Origin of the sequence: Nonomuraea sp. NPDC052116, from assembly GCF_040680035.1 — a bacterium.
GTDB classification, from domain to species: Bacteria; Actinomycetota; Actinomycetes; order Streptosporangiales; family Streptosporangiaceae; genus Nonomuraea; species Nonomuraea angiospora_A.
In genome coordinates this window covers 171,464-185,268 of record NZ_JBFAWA010000006.1, presented here as the reverse complement: position 1 = coordinate 185,268, position 13,805 = coordinate 171,464, and the positions used below count along the sequence as shown (strand labels likewise).

The window sequence follows — 13,805 nt, the reverse complement described above, 5'->3', positions numbered from 1 at the left end:
ATTGCCATAATACCTTTGTGCTGGACGTCGACCTGGTCAAGGCACTGGCCAATGACAAGCGGCTGCTGATCCTCGATTGGCTGCGTGATCCCGAGCGCCACTTCCCGCCGCAACGCGACGGCGACCTCGTACGCGACGGAGTCTGCTCGCTCTTCATCGCCGAGAAGCTCGGCGTGAGCCAGCCCACCTGCGGCGAGCACCTCAAGGTGCTCGCCAAGGCGGGCCTGATCCGCGGCAAGAAGATCAAGCAGTGGGTGTTCTATCAGCGCGACGAGGACCGGATCGCCGCGGCGAAGGAGTTGTTGAGCAGTGGCTGGTGAGCTGTACGAGCGGCTGATCTCCGAGATGGACGCCGCCGGCGCCCGCTACCGGGTGATCGAGCACGCGCCGGAGGGGCGGACCGACGAGGTCAGCGCCCTGCGCGGGCACGACGTCGCGCAGGCCGCCAAGTGCCTCGTCGTGATGGTCAAGATCGGCAAGAAGCAGACCCGGCACGTGCTGGCCGTCGTGCCCGGCAACGCCCGGCTCGACCTGCAGGCGGTCAAGTCGCTGCTGGACGGCACGTACGTGGCCTTCGCCGCCAAGGACAAGGCCGAGGAGCTGGCCGGCAGCATGAGCGGGACCGTGCTCCCGTTCAGCTACGACCCCCGGCTCGAGCTGATCGCGGACCCGACGCTGCTCGACCAGCCCGAGCTGTACTTCAACGCCGCCAGGCTCGACCGGTCCGTCGCGCTGGCCACCGACGACTACGTGCGGCTGGCCGAGCCCAGAATGGCCCCCATCACCCTCAATTAGGAGCAGGTGGGCGTGGGGGCGGCGTTCGTGCCGCTCCACGAGGCGATGAAGCCGAACGTGGTCGAGGCCCCCGGCGCGAGCGAGCCGTTCCAGGCCACGTTGCGCACGGTCACCGCGGAGCCGTTCGCGCTCAGCGTGCCGTTCCAGAGCTGGCTGATCCGCTGCCCGTTCGCGAACGTCCACTGCACCGTCCACGCGCTCATGGCCGAGGCGCCGGTGTTCTTGACGGTCACCTCACCCTGGAAGCCGTCCTGCCACTGGTTGGCGTTCTTGTACGTCGCCGTGCACCCGCCACCGGGAGTGGGGGTGGGGGTGGGAGTGACAGTGGGCGTCGAGGTGGGGGTGATCCCCGACAGGGCGTTCACCAGGGGCGGGTACCACTTGTCGGACATCTTCTGGTCACCGGTCGAGTTCGGGTGCACGCCGTCGTAGGTGTCCGTGCTCGTGCTGAACCCCGTCCACTGGTCCACCACCGTGATCGGCGACTGCTGCGTGGTGGTCGCGGCCGCCCAGGCGGGGATGGCGTTGTTGAAGTTCACGGCGCGCTGACCGCAGTCGGCGCAGGTGGACGGGTTCATGGGGATGATCTTGGCGACGAGGATCTTCATGTTGGGGTTGCTGGCCCGCATCTGGTTCACGAGCGTGGTGAACGCGCTGAGGATCGTCGCCGGCGCGATGTTGCTCCACACGTCGTTCGTGCCGAGGTGCATCACCACGATGTCGGGCTTGGTCGCGGAGAGCCAGCCGGGCAGCTGGCTCTGGTTGGCGATGTTGGTGGCCAGGTAGCCGCCGTGGCCCTCGTTGTCGCCGTCGTACGAGACACCGCAGCCCTGCGGCGGGAGGGTGCCGACGAAGTCGATGTTGGTGTAGCCGGTGCTCTGGAGCCGGTTCCAGAGCAGGGCCCGCCAGCAGCCCGGAGAGCCGGTGATCGAGTCGCCCAGGGGCATGATCCGGGTGGCGGCGGCACCGCTGGCCTGCGTGGTCGTCGCGAATAACACCGCCGCGGCGAACGCCAGCATCGCCGCCAGCAAGGTGCTGGTCCTGCGCATCGTCTGCTCTCCCGTCGTAGCCTGCGCAGATCGTAAGGACGGCGCCGGTACGACGGGAAGGCGGCGAGCCCAGCGCGAGGCGGCGACCTGCGCGAACGCCGGGATCGGCGTGTAACTTTCAGACCCGGTCCCGGCGGACCACGGCGAGCGGGCAGGGGGCGTGGTGGAGCATGGCCTGGCTGATCGAGCCCATGAGCATCCCGGCGAACTGGCTGCGCCCGTGCGTGCCGACCACCAGCAGGTCCGCCTCGGCCGCCGCCTCCCGCAGCACCTCGACGGGGTGGCCGTGGACGACCTCCGCCACCACCTCCACCCCCGGATGCCGCTCGCGGTGCCCCGCCAGGAGCTCGTCCAGCTCGCGCGACAGGTCCAGCTCGCTGTCGCGGTCGGCCGGCTCGAACCCGCTCGGATGCGGCCAGGCCCACGCGTGTACGGCGCGCAGCCTCGTACCGCGCAATTCGGCCTCGGCGAACGCGAAGCCCAGCGCCCGCACGCCCCCGGGAGAACCGTCGACCCCCACCACGATCTCACCGCGCGGGGTCGAGGGGCGGGCGCGTACCAGGACGACGTCCGTGACCGCGTGCGCGGCGATACCGTACGCGACGGACCCCACCAGCAGCCCGCGCACGCCGCCGACGCCCCGGCTGCCCGCGACCAGCAGTTCGGCGTTCTCCGAGACCTTGACCAGGGCGGAGCGGGGGTCGCCGGGCAGCAGGACGGTCTCCACCGTGATCTCCGGACGCTCCCGCAGCGCACGGTCCCGCGCGGAGATCAGCACCGATTTCGCGCCCTCGCGCAACCACCGTCCGACCTCGGCGTAGTGGCCGTCGATCTCCTCGCACACCCATTTCGGAACGGCGTGCGCCACGGTAAGCGGCACCTGTCTCAGCGCCGCCTCCGTGGCGGCCCAGCCGGCGGCGTCCAACCCGGTTCTCGAGCCGTCAACGCCGACGATGATCATGGAACTGGCTCCTCAGGCGAAGGCGTAGCACTCCACCTCGGCGCGGCGGTACGTCAGCCCCGCGGAGACGGATTCGCGAACGCACTGGCGTTCGGCCTTACTGAGCTTGAGCGTGCCGCATACGGTCACGCCGGAATACGTGCGACAGTCGAGTGTCTTGTCGTATTTGCCGATGCGGTACATCTCCTTGACCGCCTCACGGCACTTCGCCTTGCCCTGGTCGGCATAGCGGCACTGGGAGATGAGGGTGTCGTACTGCTGCTGACTCACTTCTCGTTGGGCGGTACCGTCTCCGAAGGCGGCGGTCACGCCGGACGTGGCCATGACCACGAGTCCTGCGACAGCGGCGATCTTTTTCATATGTCCCCTGATGGGAGCATACCGCCCAGGGCCCTCGCCAAACCTCGTGCGATCTCCCGCAGGCGGGGTAGGGCTCAGATTGAAGATTCCTTCGACCTCTCTCGGAGGAGGTAGAAATGGGCACATCGGGAGTCGGAAAAACAGTCCAGGACGTGATGCACCGCGGAGCGCAGTGCGTCGGCGAACACGACAGCCTCCGCACGGCCGCGCAGATGATGCGTGATCTGTCGGTCGGCGCGTTGCCGATCTGCGGGGACGACGACCGGCTCAAAGGGATCATCACCGACCGTGACATCGTGATCAAGTGTTGCGCCGAGGGCAAGGACATCGACCAGACCACCGCGAGCGAGCTCGCCCACGGGCTGGTCTGGGTCGACGCCCGCAGCAGCGTCGAGGAGGCGCTGCAGAAGATGACGCAGCACCAGATCAAGCGGCTGCCCGTGATCGAGAACCACCGGATCGTGGGCATGGTCACCGAGGCCGATCTGGCGAAGGAGCTGCCGGACAACAAGCTCGCCGAGTTCGTCCACCGCGTCTACGCACCCGCGTAAACGCGACCTATCAGATGCGAGGGGGTTCCAGAGCGGGGCCCCCTCACCATGCGAAAGTAGAGACGGATGTGCAACCTTTCGTCCCCGGGCCGCATTGGTAAGGGGCGAGAGGAGACAGCACATTGGATCGTCACGACGGCTTTCGCGAGTTCGTGCTCGCCCGCCAGCAAGCGCTGATGCGGACCGCGTACCTGCTCGTGGGGGACGCCCACCTTGCCGAGGACCTGCTGCAGAGCGTCTTGACCAAGATTGTGAAGCACTGGCCCAAGCTGGCCAAGGAGGGCAATCCCGAGGCATACACGCGCAAGGCCCTGGTCAACCAGTACCTGGCCTGGCGCCGCCGCCCCCGGCCCGAGGTGCTGAGCGCCGCACCGCCGGAACAGGCCGCCTCCCATGACAACGCCACGCTCGACCGGATCGTCCTGCGTCAGGCGCTGGCCAAGCTGACCCGCAAGCAGCGGGCGGTGATCGTGCTGCGCTACTGGGAGGACCTCACCGAGGCGCAGACGGCCGACGCGCTCGGCTGCTCGATCGGCACCGTCAAGAGCCAGACCCATCATGCCCTCGCCCGCCTGCGCGCGCTCGCGCCCGAGCTGGCTGACCCGTACCTTCAGGAGGTAGTTCGATGACCAGGCTGCGCGAGGCGCTGAGCGGTCTCGCGGAGGAGGCACCGCTGGTTAGCCTGGCCGACGCGGCCATCGCCAGCCACCGGCGCAGGCGGCGCACCACGATGGCGGCGACCACGGTCGCGACCGTCGCGGCGCTGGTGGCGTCGGTGGCGGTCGGGACGGTGGTCTGGCCCCGCGGGGCCTACCCGGCCGCACCGCAAAGCGCGGACACGGTGGCCGACCTGCCCGACGGGAAGGTGGGGGCGGTCGAGTACGGGTACGAGACGCCCTGCGACGTGTCCAAGGACCAGCAGGTCATCAACTGCCGCGTCCAGGAATGGCGGGTGGTCACCCGCGCCGGCACGACGTACCGGGTGCCGCAGGCGCTGGCATCCACCCGCAAGGGCGGTTACAGCCCCATCGCGATCAGCCGGGACGGGCGCATGCTCGCCTATTACAGCCGCGCGGCCCAGGCCCACGTGGTCCGCGACCTGACGACCGGCGCCGTGTCGACCTCCCCCTTCAAGGTGAAGGAGGAGCAGATCCAGATCGGCACCCAGCTCGTCGTCTCCGACGACGGCCGGTACGTGGGTTTCGATCCGCGCGTGGGGAGCAAGAGGGACACCGGGCTGCTGATCGACGTGCGCACCGGCAAGACGGTGCGGGTCCCCGACAACTTCGAGATCATCAGCATCAAGGGCGGCGTCGCCGAGCTGCTCCGCTACGTCAAGACCGACATGTGGCTGATGCCCGTCACCGGCGGGGGCAAGCCGGTGCGCTTGGACGGCACGTTCATCCTCTTCAGCGAGATCGCTCCGGACGGCCGCACGGTGGTCGCCCGCGACTACAAGGACAAGGAGCCGGCGCTCACCGTCCTCGACGCCAAGACCGGGCGGATCGTGCGGAAGGTACCGATCCGCGGTCTGCCGAAGGGCGGCGGCTTCCACGGCGCCACCATCTGGCAGAGCCCGTCCGAGGTCGTGATCCTCGGCGACGGCAAGATTTCCGGCACGTATGCGGTCAACATCGAAACCGGGAAGGCTCGACGCCTGACCGACTTCGCCAGCGGGCCCCGGAACAGCCTGGTCCTGCCCGGAAAGGCCGCCGGGAAGTAGCCGCGAGGGCGAGACAGCTCTCGCCCTCGCCTGAGGTGGAGATCACCGGATCCTGGCGAGGTCGATGATCACGTACTGGTCCTTGAGCGCATAGGACACCAGGCCGCCGTCGAGGATCCCCGGCTCCACCCCGGTCATCCGGCCCTCGACGCTCGGCCGCAGGCCCAGGTCCCCCTGCCTGCCGGTGGCCAGGTCGAGCAGCACCTGACCGCCTGCGGGACCAGGCGGATCGGCGGCGAGGAACCGGTCGTCGCCCAGCCCGAGCACCGAGGAGCCGGGCAGATCCCGTTCGCGCGAGCCGTCGCGCAGCCGGTAGAAGCGCGTGTCGTCGGGCCTCATGCCGACGCACGTCGTCACGCCGCACCTGACGTACCTCTCCCCCGGCCGGACGACCGCGTTGCTCGCCTGCCCGGTCTCGGCGTTGAGCAGCTCCCGGAAGCTGGGCTCGCGGTCCTGCGTGAGCTCGCTCGGGGTCCCCACCCACGGCCAGCGCAGGATGTGGTGCCGCTCCGCACCGGCGACGGGGGTCACGCGCCCGCCCCTCAAAGGGAACGTGAAGACCCCGCCTTTGACCAGTGAGAACGCCACCCGGTCGCCGGCCACGGCCAGCTTCTCGCTGCGCGCCCTGACCGGGCCGCCGGTGTCGATGGCGGCGGGCTTCCCGCCGGAGACCGGCACCGACCAGAACCGCGTGTGGTCGTCCTTGTCGATCGTCTGCCAGACGATCCGGCCCGCGCCGACCGTGAAGGCGTACGCGGAGGGGACGTCCGCGATCTTTCGGGTCCGGCCGGTGCCGAGGTCGTAGGCGTAGATGGCGTCGGCCCGCTCGCCGCTCTTTTCCGTCCACAAGAGCACCGTTCGGTCGTCGATGAAGATCGCCGGAAGGAAGTCCGGGAGGCCCGGGAGCTGCCGGGGAATCTTCCAGACCGCGCCGGGCCAGACCGTCTCGACGGGTTCGGGCAGCTTGGTCTGCGCCACCTGCGCCCCGTCGATGCCGCGTACCGTCAGGCCGGCGATCACCATGGCGACCGCCGCCACCAGCGCCTGCGTACGCGTCCTGCGGCGGCGGGAACGGGCCGCGATCCGGCCGGGGAAGCCGGTCGGGGCCTGCGGCGCCCCCTCGGCGGCACGGCCGAGCACCCGGCTCAGGTCGTCTTCCAGATCCGTGCTCATGGAGCGCTCCTCCTCGCGGGCGTGCGGTGGGCGATCGCGGAACGGAGCTTGGCCAGGCCGAGCGACGCGTGGCTGCGTACGGTCCCCTGGGAGATGCCGAGGACGCCGGCGATCTCCGAGTCGTGGAGCTGCTCGTAGAAGCGCAGGACGAGGACGGCGCGCTGCTTGCGTGGCAGCCCTTCGAGCGCCTGCCAGAGCTCCTGGTCGGCGTCGGAGGGCAGCACGTCCTCGATCGGCGTCTCCGGGAGGGCCCAGGCGAGCTGCTCACGGCGGCGGCGCCGCCAGGCGCTGATGTGCAGCCTGGCCATGATCGCCTTGGTGTAGCGCTCCGGGTCCTCCTTCCTGCGCACGCGCGCCCACGCCCGGTGCAGCCTGACCAGCGCCTCCTGCGTCAGATCCGCCGCGTCGTGCGGATTGCCGCTCAGGGCGTAGCCGTAGCGCAGCAGCGCGTTGGCGCGTTCGGCGACGAACTCCGCGAACCGGGGGTCGTCTTCCACTTACCATCGCCTTTCCGTGATCGGTCTCCCCTCAGACGGACTTGGCGGTGGATTTGTTGAATGGAGGGGGAATCACCGTCAGATGCGGTCGGCGGCGATGAGCAGATACTGGAAGCTGCCGTCCTTGTACGCGTCGAGGAACGCCTGCTCGATCCCCGTCGCGAGGTGGGTCTTGGCGCGCAGCTCCCAATAGGGAATGGTCGCGGCGGTGAGGTCGATGACGTCGATGGGGACGAGGCGGTTGGCCGCCATCTCCTTGAAGTAGGTGCTGCGGGGGTGGATGTCGCAGATGTAGTGGGCGTTGATCTGGCTCACGGCACGCGAGGGCAGGCCGTAGGCGTCGTTGTAGCAGCCGGTGATGCACACGTACCGGCCGCCGCGGCTCAGGAGGCGGGCGTGCGCGGCGAACAGCAGCGACAGCTCGACGTACATCGTGCTCTCGTTGTTCCAGATCGCCTGGAACGTTCCAGGTTCGAAGCCGGTGTCGAGCATGTTGCGGAAATGGAAGCGCACCTTGTCGGACACACCGCGCTTCTCCGCCTGTTCGTTGGCGAAGGCCACCTGGGACTCGGAAATGGACACGCCGTCGACCTGGCAGCCGTACCTGCGGTTGACCAGGAGGCTGGAGCCGCCGCGGCCGCAGCCGGCGTCCATGGCCCGGTGCTCGGGCCGCAGGGCGCCGAGCTGGCCGATGAGGAGGTCGGCCTGCGCGTGCTCGAGCCGGTGCAGCTCCTCGATGATGCGTTTCTCGCGGGTGTCCTCCGGGCCTTCAAGGACCGACCAGTCCACCTCGCCGATGCCATAGTGGTGGTGGTAGATCCCGTCGACCTCACCCAGGCGGAGGTTGACCGGGTTCTTCTCGGTGTTCCAGTAGTCGGCGACGGAGTGCTGGTAGTAGGTGCTGAGTACGGGACTGGCCGTCATCGGCAATGCTCCTCTCTCTAGGACTTGTAGCGGCTGGTGGTGTCGTGCCATTCGACGCAGCCGGCCATCCAGCCCTGCGCCCCGCGCAGGAACCGCTTCAGCTCGAGGGACGGTACGGCGTCCAGCGCCAACCGGCTGGCCTCGAAACCTCTGACGAAGTCGTTGTGCATGGACACGGCGCGTTCGGTCGCCTCACGGATGGGGCAGCCCTCCTCGGCGGCGATCAGCAGGATCACGTTGGAGTCGGGGAGCTCGTCGGCCGCCTCCCTGGCGACGGAGTGCAGGTCGTTGACGAGGACGCTGGCGGTGCCCGCCTGCATGAGCGCAGTGTGGAACCTCCTGTCGAAGAAGAGATTGGCGGGGAGTTCGTACGCGCCCACGATGTCGATGAGCGTCATGGACGTGTAGAAGCTGTCGTGCTGCCGGGCCGCGAGGTAGCGCCACACGGGCGGCGGCGTCTCCAGGTAGCGCCAGGCTGCGTAGGCGGCCCAGCTCACGTACATCTGGGAAGTGATGTTGCAGATCCGCATGACCTGCGACGGGGTGGCGTGGCGGGTGATGTGGCTGACGGAGGCCCGCAGGGAGACCAGGACGGGGTCGGCCTCGATCGCCTCCTCGAGCTGGCGCGTGTAGTCGCCCGCGGGCGGAGGCGGGTCCATGGCCGAGGTCACGAGGGCGAGCCGCGGCGGCAGCTCCGTCGGCGTGGCGCCCAGCTCGGTCTCGTCGGCGTAGTAGTCGTCGGCCGCCCACCAGGCGGCGTTGGTCTGCGCCGCGATCAGCAGCAGGTCGGGGTCGTCGGCGTCGGGGTGGGCGAGCATGGCCAGCCGCCCGTAGCCGGTCGCGCCGAACTCCTCCATGCGCCCCTCGTGCAGGCCGATCCGCTCCGCCCACGCCACCAGCCGCCGGTCAACCTCGTCGCCCAGCTCCTGGTCGTTCCTGACGAGCTCGGGGCAGTAGAGCGGCGGATAGGTCCCGTCGCCCCACTGCCGTTCCCGGTAGGGCAGCGGGGCGAGACTGTGGCGGTAGGCGGCGCTGCGCGCCGCCTGCGCGGGATCCATCGGAGCGGGCCTGGGCGGCTCGTGCCCGTCCCTTTCGTCGGGCCTTGGCACGGGATGGCGGTCGAAGAGCGGCAGGCGCAGCGCGGAGGTGCCCAGACCGGTGGGACCTGCTGCGATCTCGGGCATGACGCGCCCCTTCCTGGAGTCGAGCCGGAGTCGAGCGGTCAGGAGCGCGGCGCGGAGACGTCGACGTTCTCGAGGATGCCGATGGCGTCGGGCACCAGGATCGCCGCCGAGTAGTAGGCGCTGACCAGGTACGACATCACAGCCTGGGAGTTGATGCCCATGAAGCGGGCGTTGAGCCCCGGCTCGTGCTCCTCCGGGAGGCCGGTCTGGTAGAGGCCGACGACCCCCTGGTCCTCCTCCCCCGTGCGCATGGCCAGGATGGAGGTGGTCTGGTGCTCGGAGATCGGGATCTTGCCGCAGGGGAAGATCGGGATGCCGCGCCAGGCCGGGATCTCGTGGCCATCGACGTCGGCGCTGCCCGGCACCAGCCCGCGCTTGTTGCACTCCCGGAAGAACGCGGCGATCGCCTTGGGGTGGGCGAGCAGCATCTTGGTCTTGCGCCGCATGCTGATCAGGTCGTCCATGTCGTCGGGGGTCGGCGGGCCGGACCAGGTGCTGATCCGCTGGTCGTAGTCGGTGTTGTGCAGCAGGCCGAACTCGCGGTTGTTGACCAGCTCCCACTCCTCGCGCTCGCGGATCTCGTGGACCGTCAGGCGCAGCTGCTGTTCGAGCTGGCTCATGGGGTCGTTGAAGAGGTCGGCCACGCGGGTGTGGACCCGCAGGATGGTCTGCGTGACGCTGAGCTCGTACTCGCGGGGCCGGATGTCGTAGTCGACGAACGTGCCGTCGATGACCGGCTCGCCCACGTGCCCCGACGCGAGCGCGACGGCCGCCTCGCCGCGGCGGTTGACCGGCTTGCGCGTCTCCTCCAGGTAGCGGACGACGTGCTCGCGCAGGGCGGGGGTGTCGCCGAGCAACTGCTGGATCTCGTGGCGCGGCGCCACCAGGATCGTGCCGGAGGTGGCGGCCCTGACCGTGAACGGCCATCGGGGGCTCTCCTGCACGAGCGCGTCGTCGCCCAGGTGCGCGCCGTCGGTGATGACGCCGAGGAGCTGCGCGTCGCCGTACGCGCCGTCGGCCAGCCGTTCGAGCCGGCCGTGGGCGATCACGTACGTGTCGGTGACCGGCGTGCCCGCCGCGGCGATGACCTCCCCCGCCTGGAACTCCCGCGGCGCGAACGTCGAGGCGATCGCCGCCAGCGCGTCGAGGTCGTCGAAACCGCGCAGCAGGGGGAGCTCCTGGAGCGTCTGCGGGACGATGAGCACGTCGTCCGCCCCGTTGAGCACCACGCTCACCCGGCCGCGCCCGATGTGGTGCGTCAGCCGGCGGTTGACCCGGTAGGTGCCGCCGCGCACGTCGACCCATGGCAGCCTGCGCAGGAGCCAGCGGGAGGTGATGGCCTGCATCTGCGGGCGCGTCTTGGTGGTGGTGGCCAGGTTGCGCGCGGCCCGGGTGTCCAAGCTCAACCGAGGCTCCGTCGACATGTTCCCTCGCAATCGCTCGCCTGTGACAGCAGATGTCCGTGAGGCATTCACCACTGAACGTAGTCAGGCTGACACAATCCGTAGAGTGTCTTGATGGTCACGTACTGCTAACCCCGCTGCGGTAGCGATCTAACGGCGGCGGGAGCGGGCCAGGAGCCACAGCAGGAGGGGCGCTCCCAGCACGCCGGTGACCACGCCGACCGGCAGTTCGACGTCCGGGATCAGCAGCCGCGCCACGACGTCGGCGGCCAGCACGATGAACGATCCGGCGAGCCCGGCGGCCAGCGGCGGCGGCCAGGCGGTGCGGGCCAGCCGCTGCGCGATCTGCGGCGCGGCCAGCGCCACGAACGCGACGGGACCGGCCGCCGCGGTGCCGAACGCCACCAGCGCCACCCCGGTCAGCATCAGCGTCAGCCGCGCCGCCTGCACCGGGGCCCCGAGCACGACGGCCACCTCGTCACCGAGCTGCAGCGCCCGCGTCCAGCGGCCGAGGAGGAGCGCGGCGGGCACGAGGACGGCCAGGGCCGGCGCGAGCGGCGCCACGTGGCCCCAGTCGCGCCCGTTCAGGTTGCCGAACAGCCAGCCCAGCGCCTGCTGCGCCTGGAAGTTCCCCGTGGTGACCATGAGGTACTCGGTGGCGCTCGTGCACATCCACGACACGCCCACCCCGACGAGCACGATCCGGTAGCCGCTCGCGCCGCGCCGCCAGGCCAGCAGGTACGTCAGCAGCGCCACGACCACCGCGCCCGCGAAGCCCAGCACCTGGAGCCCGCCGGCACCCATGACGATCCCCGCGACCACGGCCAGGCCCGCCCCCTGGGTGACGCCGATCATGTCGGGGCTGGCGAGCGGGTTGCGCGTCATCGTCTGGAACAGCGCGCCCGACACCCCGAAGGCGGCGCCCGCCAGCAGCCCGGTCAGCGCCCTGGGCAGGCGCAGCTCGCCCACCACGAACGCGGTGCCCTGGTCGCCCGCGCCGACGAGCGCCCGGATCACCTCGCCGAGGCCGAGCGGGACCTCGCCGAGCCCGATGCCCAGGCAGAAGGCCAGGAACGCGGCCCCGGCCAGAGCCAGGCAGACCACGATGACGCGCGGGCGCAGCACCCCGGAGACGGGCGGCACGGACAACCTGAAGGTCAGCTGGGTCATAGCTCCGCCAGGTGCTTACGCCGGGCCAGCACGACGAAGAACGGGCCGCCGATGAACGCCACCAGCAGCCCCGCCTGCACCTCGATCGGCGGCGCCACCACCCGGCCCACCACGTCGGCCGCGATCAGCAGGCAGGGCCCGAGCAGCGCGGCCAGCGGCAGCAGCAGCCGGTGGTCGGTCTCGGAGCCGCCCAGCCGGGCGACGAGCCGGGCCAGATGCGGCACGACCAGCCCGACGAAGACCACGGGCCCGATGGCCGCCACGGCGGCCCCCGTCAGCAGCATCACGGCCGCCGCCGCCCGTACCCGGACCAGACCCACCCGGCGGCCCAGCCCTCTGGCCACGTCGTCGCCGAGCGCGAGGCTGTTGAGCGCGGGCCCGCAGGCCAGGGCGAGCGCCGACCCGGCGAGCACGAACGGCAGGAGCTGCGGCAGCACGTCCGCGCCCGTGCCGGACAGCGACCCCGCCGACCAGAACCGGTAGCGGCCCAGCGACTCCGGGTCCACGAGCACGAACGCGCTGGTCACCGAGCTCAGCAGGAACGTCACCGCGACCCCGGCGAGGGCCAGCTTGACCGGCGTGCTCCCGTCGCGCCCCAGCCCGGCCAGCGCGTAGACGAGGACGCTCGCGACCAGCGCCCCCGCGAAGGCGAACCAGACGAATCCGGCCAGCGCCGAGACGCCCAGCACGCCGATGGACACGACGACCGCGAACGCGGCCCCGGCGCTGACGCCGAGCACGCCCGGGTCCGCGAGCGGGTTGCGGGTCAGCGCCTGCATGAGGGCGCCCGACAGGCCGAGCGCCGCCCCCGCCAGCACGCCGACCAGCGTGCGCGGCACCCGTACCGACCAGATCACGTCGAGGACGTCGCGGTCGGTCACGGTTCCCGCCAGCGCGCCAACCACCTGGTCGGGCGGGATCTGGCGGGCGCCCAGCGAGAGCGACAGCAGGCAGACCAGGACGAGCGCGCCGGCCGACAGTGCTAAAGGTCTCACGCCTTGGTCGCCGGGTCGCCGTCGGCGGCCGCGGCGAGCCGCGGCACCAGCCCGTCGAGCATGTACGGCAGGCTCAGCACGGTCACGAAGGAGACGGCGTTGCCCTGGTCGGTGTTCTCCTGCAGGAAGACCTCCCGGCCCTCCTTCACCACGCCGAGCCCCTTGTAGACGCTGTCGGCGTGCAGCGTGCCCTGGTCCTTGGCGACGTCGGCGGAGCTCCAGACGATCACGCCGGTGTCGACCAGGTCGAGGCGCTCGCGGCTGATGTTCGCGCCGAACTTGTCGCCGATCGCCTGGTCGAGGCCGTCGGGCAGCTTGAACCCGAGCGAGGCGAGCAGGCGGGAGCGCGGGTCCTGGCTGCCGAAGACGAAGTAGCCCTCGTAGACGGTGGCCATCAGCGCGGTCTTGCCCTGGAACTCCGGATGCTCCTTCCGCACCTGCGCGAACCGGTCCTCGACCTGCTTGACCAGCGTGTCCGCCTCGGTGGCGCGGCCGACGGCGACGCCGACCCTCCTGGTGAGCTCCTGCCAGGGGATGCCGTAGTCGATGTACTCCTTGGGCTGGGCCACGGTCGGCGCGATCTTCGACAGCGTCGTGTACTGCTCCTGGGTGAGGCCCGAGTAGAGGGCCAGGATCAGGTCGGGCTTGAGTGCCGCGATCTTCTCGAACTGCGGGCCGCTGCCGGTGTCCTTGAGGACCTGCGGGAGGGACGCGGTGCCCAGCTCGTCCTTGGCCCAGGGGCCGATCGCGCCCGGGTAGTCGCCGATCCACGTCGTGGCCCCGACCGGGGTGACGCCGAGGGCCAGCAGGGCGTCCTGTTCGAGCAGGCCGACGGTGACGATGCGCTTGGGGGCGGCGGGGACGGTGGTCTCGCCGTACTTGTGCGCCATCTTGACGGCGGCGGCGGCGGAAGAGGAGGAGGCGGCGGGTCCCTGCTGAGCGGCGGGGGCCGTCGAGCCGCAGCCCGCGATGGTGATCAGGACGAGTGCCACGAGGGCGAGTGTGCGGGTCATGGAACGC

At 70.4% G+C, this 13,805-nt stretch carries 16 protein-coding genes; 5 read left to right on the top strand and 11 right to left on the bottom strand.

Features of this window, described 5'->3' with window-relative positions:
- The first annotated feature begins 17 nt into the window (after positions 1–17).
- Complete coding sequence (locus AB0L65_RS13400) at positions 18–320, top strand: winged helix-turn-helix domain-containing protein (protein WP_185071156.1); 303 nt, start codon at positions 18–20, stop codon at positions 318–320.
- Positions 310–795 (top strand): YbaK/prolyl-tRNA synthetase associated domain-containing protein, encoded by a 486-nt coding sequence (locus AB0L65_RS13395; RefSeq protein WP_364244217.1) that lies wholly within the window; start codon positions 310–312, stop codon positions 793–795. Before AB0L65_RS13400 ends, AB0L65_RS13395 begins: the two co-directional genes overlap by 11 nt.
- Here AB0L65_RS13395 and AB0L65_RS13390 read toward each other — a convergent pair.
- The 3 genes from AB0L65_RS13390 to AB0L65_RS13380 form a co-directional block, all read right to left on the bottom strand.
- A complete protein-coding gene (locus AB0L65_RS13390) occupies positions 792–1,844 on the bottom strand; it encodes a cellulose binding domain-containing protein (RefSeq protein ID WP_364244215.1) in 1,053 nt (350 codons plus the stop codon). The two genes, AB0L65_RS13395 and AB0L65_RS13390, sit on opposite strands and share 4 nt — an antisense overlap.
- Before the next feature lie 118 nt (positions 1,845–1,962).
- Positions 1,963–2,805 (bottom strand): universal stress protein, encoded by an 843-nt coding sequence (locus AB0L65_RS13385; RefSeq protein ID WP_364244212.1) that lies wholly within the window; start codon positions 2,803–2,805, stop codon positions 1,963–1,965.
- Positions 2,806–2,817: 12 nt separating this feature from the next.
- Positions 2,818–3,165, bottom strand: coding sequence for a hypothetical protein (locus AB0L65_RS13380; protein WP_364244210.1), 348 nt, complete (start codon positions 3,163–3,165; stop codon positions 2,818–2,820).
- 155 nt (positions 3,166–3,320) lie between these two features.
- Here AB0L65_RS13380 and AB0L65_RS13375 point away from each other — a divergent pair, with 155 nt between their 5' ends.
- The 3 genes from AB0L65_RS13375 to AB0L65_RS13365 all read left to right on the top strand — a co-directional run bounded on the left by AB0L65_RS13375 (position 3,321) and on the right by AB0L65_RS13365 (position 5,439).
- A complete protein-coding gene (locus AB0L65_RS13375; protein ID WP_364244806.1) occupies positions 3,321–3,716 on the top strand; it encodes a CBS domain-containing protein in 396 nt (131 codons plus the stop codon).
- Positions 3,717–3,838: 122 nt separating this feature from the next.
- Entirely contained in the window at positions 3,839–4,345 is a 507-nt protein-coding gene (locus AB0L65_RS13370; protein WP_364244207.1) for a SigE family RNA polymerase sigma factor, read from the top strand.
- On the top strand, positions 4,342–5,439 hold the full coding sequence (locus AB0L65_RS13365; protein WP_364244204.1) for a hypothetical protein: 1,098 nt from the start codon (positions 4,342–4,344) through the stop codon (positions 5,437–5,439). The genes AB0L65_RS13370 and AB0L65_RS13365 overlap by 4 nt, the downstream gene beginning before the upstream one ends.
- A gap of 42 nt (positions 5,440–5,481) precedes the next feature.
- Here the strand turns inward: AB0L65_RS13365 and AB0L65_RS13360 are convergent, their stop codons facing one another.
- The 8 genes from AB0L65_RS13360 to AB0L65_RS13325 all read right to left on the bottom strand — a co-directional run bounded on the left by AB0L65_RS13360 (position 5,482) and on the right by AB0L65_RS13325 (position 13,798).
- Complete coding sequence (locus AB0L65_RS13360; protein WP_364244202.1) at positions 5,482–6,612, bottom strand: hypothetical protein; 1,131 nt, start codon at positions 6,610–6,612, stop codon at positions 5,482–5,484.
- Positions 6,609–7,109, bottom strand: coding sequence for a SigE family RNA polymerase sigma factor (locus AB0L65_RS13355; protein WP_350728558.1), 501 nt, complete (start codon positions 7,107–7,109; stop codon positions 6,609–6,611). The genes AB0L65_RS13360 and AB0L65_RS13355 overlap by 4 nt, the downstream gene beginning before the upstream one ends.
- Before the next feature lie 78 nt (positions 7,110–7,187).
- The gene (locus AB0L65_RS13350; RefSeq protein ID WP_350728557.1) at positions 7,188–8,033 is read right to left on the bottom strand and encodes a geranyl diphosphate 2-C-methyltransferase; all 846 of its coding nucleotides are present in this window, start codon (positions 8,031–8,033) and stop codon (positions 7,188–7,190) included.
- 17 nt (positions 8,034–8,050) lie between these two features.
- Complete coding sequence (locus AB0L65_RS13345) at positions 8,051–9,217, bottom strand: family 2 encapsulin nanocompartment cargo protein terpene cyclase (RefSeq protein ID WP_364244198.1); 1,167 nt, start codon at positions 9,215–9,217, stop codon at positions 8,051–8,053.
- A gap of 38 nt (positions 9,218–9,255) precedes the next feature.
- Positions 9,256–10,641: a family 2B encapsulin nanocompartment shell protein gene (locus tag AB0L65_RS13340; protein WP_364244196.1), complete on the bottom strand. Its 1,386-nt coding sequence runs from the start codon at positions 10,639–10,641 to the stop codon at positions 9,256–9,258.
- A 129-nt stretch (positions 10,642–10,770) separates the two neighbouring features.
- Positions 10,771–11,790: an iron chelate uptake ABC transporter family permease subunit gene (locus tag AB0L65_RS13335; protein ID WP_364244193.1), complete on the bottom strand. Its 1,020-nt coding sequence runs from the start codon at positions 11,788–11,790 to the stop codon at positions 10,771–10,773.
- Entirely contained in the window at positions 11,787–12,785 is a 999-nt protein-coding gene (locus tag AB0L65_RS13330; RefSeq protein WP_364244190.1) for an iron ABC transporter permease, read from the bottom strand. Before AB0L65_RS13330 ends, AB0L65_RS13335 begins: the two co-directional genes overlap by 4 nt.
- The gene (locus AB0L65_RS13325) at positions 12,782–13,798 is read right to left on the bottom strand and encodes an iron-siderophore ABC transporter substrate-binding protein (RefSeq protein WP_364244188.1); all 1,017 of its coding nucleotides are present in this window, start codon (positions 13,796–13,798) and stop codon (positions 12,782–12,784) included. Before AB0L65_RS13325 ends, AB0L65_RS13330 begins: the two co-directional genes overlap by 4 nt.
- Between the last annotated feature and the right edge of the window lie 7 nt (positions 13,799–13,805).

What these genes read in the sequence shown, in the direction of transcription:
- AB0L65_RS13365 (WP_364244204.1), top strand. Translation starts at nt 4,342, where the DNA reads ATGACCAGGCTGCGCGAGGCGCTGAGCGGTCTCGCGGAGGAGGCACCG.
- AB0L65_RS13375 (WP_364244806.1), top strand. Translation starts at nt 3,321, where the DNA reads ATGCACCGCGGAGCGCAGTGCGTCGGCGAACACGACAGCCTCCGCACG.
- AB0L65_RS13335 (WP_364244193.1), bottom strand. Translation starts at nt 11,790, where the DNA reads ATGACCCAGCTGACCTTCAGGTTGTCCGTGCCGCCCGTCTCCGGGGTG.
- AB0L65_RS13345 (WP_364244198.1), bottom strand. Translation starts at nt 9,217, where the DNA reads ATGCCCGAGATCGCAGCAGGTCCCACCGGTCTGGGCACCTCCGCGCTG.
- AB0L65_RS13360 (WP_364244202.1), bottom strand. Translation starts at nt 6,612, where the DNA reads ATGAGCACGGATCTGGAAGACGACCTGAGCCGGGTGCTCGGCCGTGCC.
- AB0L65_RS13390 (WP_364244215.1), bottom strand. Translation starts at nt 1,844, where the DNA reads ATGCGCAGGACCAGCACCTTGCTGGCGGCGATGCTGGCGTTCGCCGCG.
- AB0L65_RS13380 (WP_364244210.1), bottom strand. Translation starts at nt 3,165, where the DNA reads ATGAAAAAGATCGCCGCTGTCGCAGGACTCGTGGTCATGGCCACGTCC.
- AB0L65_RS13350 (WP_350728557.1), bottom strand. Translation starts at nt 8,033, where the DNA reads ATGACGGCCAGTCCCGTACTCAGCACCTACTACCAGCACTCCGTCGCC.
- AB0L65_RS13340 (WP_364244196.1), bottom strand. Translation starts at nt 10,641, where the DNA reads ATGTCGACGGAGCCTCGGTTGAGCTTGGACACCCGGGCCGCGCGCAAC.
- AB0L65_RS13385 (WP_364244212.1), bottom strand. Translation starts at nt 2,805, where the DNA reads ATGATCATCGTCGGCGTTGACGGCTCGAGAACCGGGTTGGACGCCGCC.
- AB0L65_RS13325 (WP_364244188.1), bottom strand. Translation starts at nt 13,798, where the DNA reads ATGACCCGCACACTCGCCCTCGTGGCACTCGTCCTGATCACCATCGCG.